General features: G+C 69.9%; 6 protein-coding genes. 3 read left to right on the top strand and 3 right to left on the bottom strand.

Going from position 1 to position 5,702, the window contains the following annotated elements:
* Nucleotides 1-461: dihydrodipicolinate synthase family protein (locus tag V7067_RS10555; RefSeq protein ID WP_334175861.1), on the top strand; the 461-nt coding region annotated here is incomplete at its 5' end.
* Between the two features lie 156 nt (nt 462-617).
* A complete protein-coding gene (smpB, locus tag V7067_RS10550; protein WP_334175860.1) occupies nt 618-1,097 on the top strand; it encodes an SsrA-binding protein SmpB in 480 nt (159 codons plus the stop codon).
* Nucleotides 1,098-1,187: 90 nt separating this feature from the next.
* Here smpB and V7067_RS10545 read toward each other — a convergent pair whose 3' ends face one another.
* Nucleotides 1,188-2,120, bottom strand: a complete 933-nt coding sequence (locus V7067_RS10545; protein WP_334175859.1) for a carbohydrate kinase — start codon at nt 2,118-2,120, stop codon at nt 1,188-1,190.
* Nucleotides 2,121-2,302: 182 nt separating this feature from the next.
* Here V7067_RS10545 and V7067_RS10540 point away from each other — a divergent pair, with 182 nt between their 5' ends.
* Complete coding sequence (locus V7067_RS10540) at nt 2,303-3,028, top strand: RluA family pseudouridine synthase (protein WP_334175858.1); 726 nt, start codon at nt 2,303-2,305, stop codon at nt 3,026-3,028.
* A 128-nt stretch (nt 3,029-3,156) separates the two neighbouring features.
* Here V7067_RS10540 and mgtE read toward each other — a convergent pair whose 3' ends face one another.
* Nucleotides 3,157-4,578, bottom strand: coding sequence for a magnesium transporter (gene mgtE, locus V7067_RS10535; protein WP_334175857.1), 1,422 nt, complete (start codon nt 4,576-4,578; stop codon nt 3,157-3,159).
* Nucleotides 4,579-4,747: 169 nt separating this feature from the next.
* Nucleotides 4,748-5,251: a MarR family transcriptional regulator gene (locus tag V7067_RS10530; RefSeq protein ID WP_334175856.1), complete on the bottom strand. Its 504-nt coding sequence runs from the start codon at nt 5,249-5,251 to the stop codon at nt 4,748-4,750.
* Nucleotides 5,252-5,702: the final 451 nt, after the last annotated feature.

Raw genomic sequence — 5,702 nt, 5'->3', positions numbered from 1 at the left:
TGATCGACATGACGCCGGAGACGATGGCCCGTCTCTTCCGCGACTGCCCGACCATCAAGGGCGTCAAGGATGCGACGGCGAACCTCGCCCGCGTCAGCCTGCAGCGCGCGGCCTGCGGCCCGGATTTCGTGCAGCTTTCCGGTGAGGATGCCACCGCCCTCGGCTTCAATGCCCATGGCGGCGTCGGCTGCATCTCGGTCACGTCCAACGTGGCGCCGAAGCTGGTGGCGGCGTTCCAGGCGGCCACGGCGGCCGGCGATTATGCCGCTGCGCTCGTCCTTCAGGACCAGCTGATGCCGTTGCACCGCGCGCTGTTCCTGGAGCCGAACCCGACCGGGGCCAAGTATGCCCTGTCGCTGCTCGGCAAGCTGCACAACGAGCTGCGCCTGCCGCTGGTGCCGGTGAGCGAGGCCACGCAGGCCGAAATCCGCGCTGCGATGGCCCACGCCGGCCTCATCTGAAAGCCGGCAACGGACCGGCATCTGACGGGACGCTGGACTTGAATGCCCGGCGTCCCTATCTGTGGCGGGCCGCACGGGCCTCCGGCCCGTGTGCCGTCTGCAGATGACCGGACGGGTGCCCCGCACCCGGCAAACCGGCCCGAGGGAGAGACAATCATGGCTGCGTCGCGCGCGAACGCCCCGGCCAGAACGCTGGTTGCGGACAACCGCAAGGCGCGCTTCAATTATGAAATCGTCGACACGCTCGAAGCCGGCATCGAACTGCACGGCAGCGAGGTGAAGTCGCTGCGCACCGGCAAAGCGAACATCGCCGATTCCTATGCGGCGGAGGATGGCGGCGACCTCATCCTCTACAACGCCTATATCCCGGAATATCTGCAGGCCAACCAGTTCAACCACGAGACCCGCCGGCCGCGCCGCCTGCTGCTGCATCGCCGCGAGATCCACAAGCTGGCCATTGCCGTGCAGCGCGAAGGCATGACGCTTATTCCGCTGAAGCTCTACTTCAACGACAAGGGCCGGGCGAAAGTGGAACTGGCGCTGGGCCGCGGCAAGAAGCTGCACGACAAGCGCGAGACCGAGAAGGAGCGCACGTGGAACCGCGAGAAAGCGCGCCTTCTGCGCGATCGCGGCTGAGCGGGCGGCTCGCCGGCAAGAGGCCTTTGCCGCTGAAGATCGTTGAAAAGGCGCCTTTCGGGGCGCCTTTTTTGTTGTTTCTCAGATGGTTCAGGCGAACTCCGCAACCTCGTGGCGCCACGGCAGCGCACAGCCGCGCCGGCTGCACACGATGGCCGCAGCCGCAATCGCGTTGTCGGTCAGGGTGGCGATGTCGGAGAGCGTCAGGGCATCGAGCCGTGCCCGGTCGACGAGGCCGCGGTGGTGGAGGCCGGCGAGCAGGCCGGCCATGAACGTGTCGCCCGCGCCAACGGTATCGACCACGGTGACCCGCCGGCCGGGCCGCTGCGCCACCGCCTCGCGGCACACGGCAAGGGCGCCGTCGCCGCCGAGCGTGACGACGGCCAGCGATGCGCCGCCGGCGATCCAGCCTTCCGCCACCTCCAGCGGCGAACGGCCGGGGGCGAACCAGCCGAGGTCCTCCTCGCTGGCCTTGACGATGCTGGCCCGTCCGATCAGCCGTGCCAGCCGCGCGCGGTAGGCGGCGGCATCTTCGATCAGTCCGGGGCGGATGTTGATATCCAAGGAAATCAGCCGGTTAGGCGCCTCACGTTCGATCAGGGCTTCAAGCCGGGAGCCGACCGGCTCCGTGGCCAGAACATAGGAACCGGTGTGGAGAATGCTGACCTGCGGGCCGAGCGGCGGCATCTCCTGCGGATCGAACAGCCGGCCGGCGCTGCCTTCGTCCAGCAGGGTGAAGGCGGGGGTCGGGCCGGTGTTGTCGACGAAGGCGACGGTGCCGTGGCGGGCGGTGCGGGCGATCCAGCGCGGATCGACGCCGGCTTCCTGCAGCAGTGCGGCGAAGGGGGCGCCGAACAGATCGTCGGAGATGGCCCAGAGATAGCCGGTCGGGGCCCCGAGGCGGGCGGCGCCGAGGGCGACATTGAATAGCGAGCCGCCCGGCACCGGGCGGAACACGGTTGCGCCCTCCGCCGTGGTTTCGGCAAAGAAGTCCATCACGGTTTCGCCGCTGGTCACAATCATCGCTGGCCGTCTTGTCGCTGGGATAAGGAGGGGAAGAAGATTCGCGGCCGCCAGCCTAGAGCCTGCGCCTGCGCGGGGCAAAGCGACCGCGGGTGGCGCCGGCGCGCGGCCTGTGGCAACTGAGGGCACAGCGCATGCGGGCGCCACCGGAAGCGGGCGCCGCCAGAAGGAAGAGATTCGCCATGACAGGGCAGCACCGGGGAACCGGCAACGGACCGGCGGAGGAGCCGGACCCGCTCGGCCTGCGCGAGCGGGTGCTCTATCGCGATCCGGCCGCGATCGTGCTCGACAAGCCGGCCGGCATCGCCGTTCACAAGGGGCCGAAAGGCGGGCTGGTGCTGGAAGACGGTTTCGGGGCGCTGCGGTTCGGCGCGCCGCGCCTGCCGCAACTGGCCCACCGGCTGGACAAGGAGACCTCCGGCTGTCTCGTGCTGGGGCGCACGCCCGGAGCGATTGCCGCCCTTGGCCGGCTCTTTGCCGGGCGCGGGGTGGAAAAGGCCTACTGGGCGGTCGTGGAAGGCGGGCCGGCGGGCGAGGAAGGGCTGATCGAGGCGCCGCTGCGCAAGCGCGATGCCCAGCGCGGCTGGTGGATGGTGGTGGATGCGCAAGGCGGCCAGCCCTCGGCCACGCGCTGGCGCGTTCTGGGGCGCGGCGGCGGCTTCAGCTGGCTGGAGATGGTGCCCGTCACCGGCCGCACGCATCAGCTTCGCATCCACTCCGCCCACAGCGGCTTTCCGATTCTGGGCGATGCCATCTACGGCCGTGCACCGCGCACCGGCGCCCGGCTGCACCTGCACGCCCGCCACATCGCCTTCACGCTGGAAGGCCGGCGCGTGGACGTGACGGCCCCGGTGCCGCTGCACATGCAGGCGGCGCTGTCGCTGACGGGCTGGAGGCCGGAGGCCTGATATCCGGGGAGGAGGCCGGAGGCCTGATAGTCAGGGGATGAGGCCGGAGGCCTGATATCACGGGAAGTGGCCGGAGGCCTGACAGTCGGGGGTGCGGCCGGAGGCCCGATATCCGGGGCCGGCCGCCTTCAGGCGGCGAGGGCGAACCACCATGTGGAGAGCCCGAGGAAGGCGGAGAAGCCGACCATGTCGGTGATGGCCGTGAGCAGCACGCCGGAGGCCACGGCGGGATCGATGCGCACGGCGCTGAGCGCCAGCGGAATGACCACGCCGACGAAGCCGGCGGTCAGCACGTTGGCGACGAGCGCGGCGGCGATGACGAGGCCGACCTCGTGGTTGGTGAACCACAGCGAGGCGACGGCGCCGACGATCAGCGCCATCACCGCGCCGTTCATCAGCGCCACCAGCATTTCGCGGCCGAGCACGCGCAGGGCATTGTGGCGGCTCAGTTCGCGCATCGCCAGCGCCCGTACCGTCACGGTCATGGCCTGCGTGCCGGAATTGCCGCCGAGCGAGGCGACGATGGGCATCAGCACCGCCAGCGCCACCATGTGGGAGATGGTCTCGTCAAAGATCGCGATGACCGAGGCGGAGAGGAAGGCGGTGAACATGTTGACGAACAGCCACGGAAAGCGGCTGCGCGCGGCATAGAACACGCTGTCGGACATTTCCTCGTCGCCGACGCCGCCGAGCGCGCGGATATCCTCTTCCGCTTCCTGCTCGATCACGTCGACGATATCGTCGATGGTGAGCATGCCGACAAGACGGGCGGCATCGTCGACCACGGCCACCGACATCAGGTTGTAGCGCTTGAAGAGCTGGGCGACCTCTTCCTGATCTTCCGTTGCGCGCACCGTGAACTGGTTCTCGCGCATCACCTCGCGCATCCGCGCGCCGCGGCGGGCGCGCAGCAGCCGGTCGAGGGCGACCGTGCCGATCAGCCGGTAGGCCGGATCGACCACGAACACCTCGTAGAACTCTTCCGGCAGGTCGTTGTCCTCGCGGATGGTGTCGATGGTCTGGCCCACGGTCCAGAACCCCGGCACGGCGAGGAACTCGGTCTGCATGCGCCGGCCGGCGGTCTCGTCGGGATAATCGAGCGAGCGGCTGACGCGCATGCGGGCCAGATGCGGCAGGCGCGCCAGAATGGCGTTTTTCTGCGCCTCGCTCAGGTCTTCCAGAATGTAGACGGCATCGTCCGATTCGATGCGCGTAAGGCCCTCGGCGACGAATTCCGGCGGCAGCGCGCGCAGGATGGCGACGCGCAGGCTCTCGTCGAGTTCCGTCAGGGCGGTAAAATCGAGCCGCTCGCCCATCAGGCGCACGAACGGCACGCGCTCGTCGGCATCGAGGGCGGCGATCAGGTCGGCAAGGTCGGCCTCGTGCAGGTCGCCCGCCAGCACGGCAAGGGCCGGCGCATCGCCGGCGGCAAGGGCGGTGCGGACGGCGGCCAGAAAGCCCTCCGCAATGGCCCCGGCGGCCTCGCGGAAGGCCGGTGCATCGTCGGTCCCGGCGCGCGGGTCCGCACCCTCGGCATTCGGATCGGCCATTGCATCCCCGCGGGCGGCTGCGCGGCCGCCGGTTCGTCACTGGTTCTGCCGTTTACCGGCACGGTGCGGGCGATAAGCGCGCTGGCCCGGGCCGGCCGGCGGCGGTGTCCGCCAACGCATACCCGTTCCCGGAAGCGCCGCAAGGGGCTGGCGGCGCGGGCGAGGGCGGTCAAACGCCGCGTCCGGTGTCCGGCGCCGGCGGTGCGGGCTCGTCCTTCGGCGGCGGCCAGACCAGCGTGCGGTCCATGTCGTCGGCAAAGCGGCGCAGCAGGCGGGTGAGGGCGGCCTTGTCGGCCTCGCTCCAGCCGGCGAGGACCTTGGCATAGAGCCGGCGCCGGGCGGCGCCGATGGCGGCAACCATTTCGCGCCCGGCCTGCGTGGCAACGGCCGTGCGCACGCGCTGATCGCGGCTGGCGCAGCTGCGCTCGATCAGCCCCTGTTCGGCAAGGCGGGCAAGCTGGCGGCTGACCGTGGAGTGATCGCGCCCGACCATTTCGGCCAGATCGACCACGCCCACCGGCCCGTAAAGGCCGATGCGCACCAGCAGCGGAAACAGCGCCCGGTCAAGCTGCACCCCGGCTTCGGCCAGCAGGCGCTGGTCGGGCTGCGGCCGCGTCATCACGCTGACCAGATCCATCAGGGCATGATGCAGCTCGTCTCGGTTTATGTGCATGGCCCCTTCTCTGGCTTCCGCCGGCGGCGTCATCATCGCAAGTGCGGCGCGCGCCGTCGCCGCCCGCGCCCGGCATCCCTGCTTATCGCCGGGGCGCGCCCGGCGGGCAAGAAAACCCTGCCGGTACAGACCGGCGCCGCAGCACATCCGCACTTACGCCGCGTGCCGCAGGGTGCCCCGGTTCCGCCCGCGATTGCGGTTCATCCCGGACGACGGGTTGCGATGCCGGCCGCGCCGGTTCAGACCGCTTCCTGAGGCGGTGTGGCTTGACGGGGGCGGCTTTCTGAAGCGGACTTTCCGGGCTTTATTGCCTGTTCGGGCATAAGACCGCCACAAGTGTCTGGTCAACCGGCAGAACAGGTGTGCGGGGCCGGTTTGCGGCATCCGGGGCGGCGGGTTTCAGGAAACAGGACGACGGTGCGGATGAACGCTGCGGCAGGAACTGGCACCC

It is taken from the genome of Pseudoxanthobacter sp. (assembly GCF_036822375.1).
Taxonomy (GTDB): domain Bacteria; phylum Pseudomonadota; class Alphaproteobacteria; order Rhizobiales; family Segnochrobactraceae; genus Pseudoxanthobacter.
This window is presented reverse-complemented; position numbering and strand designations above follow the sequence as displayed.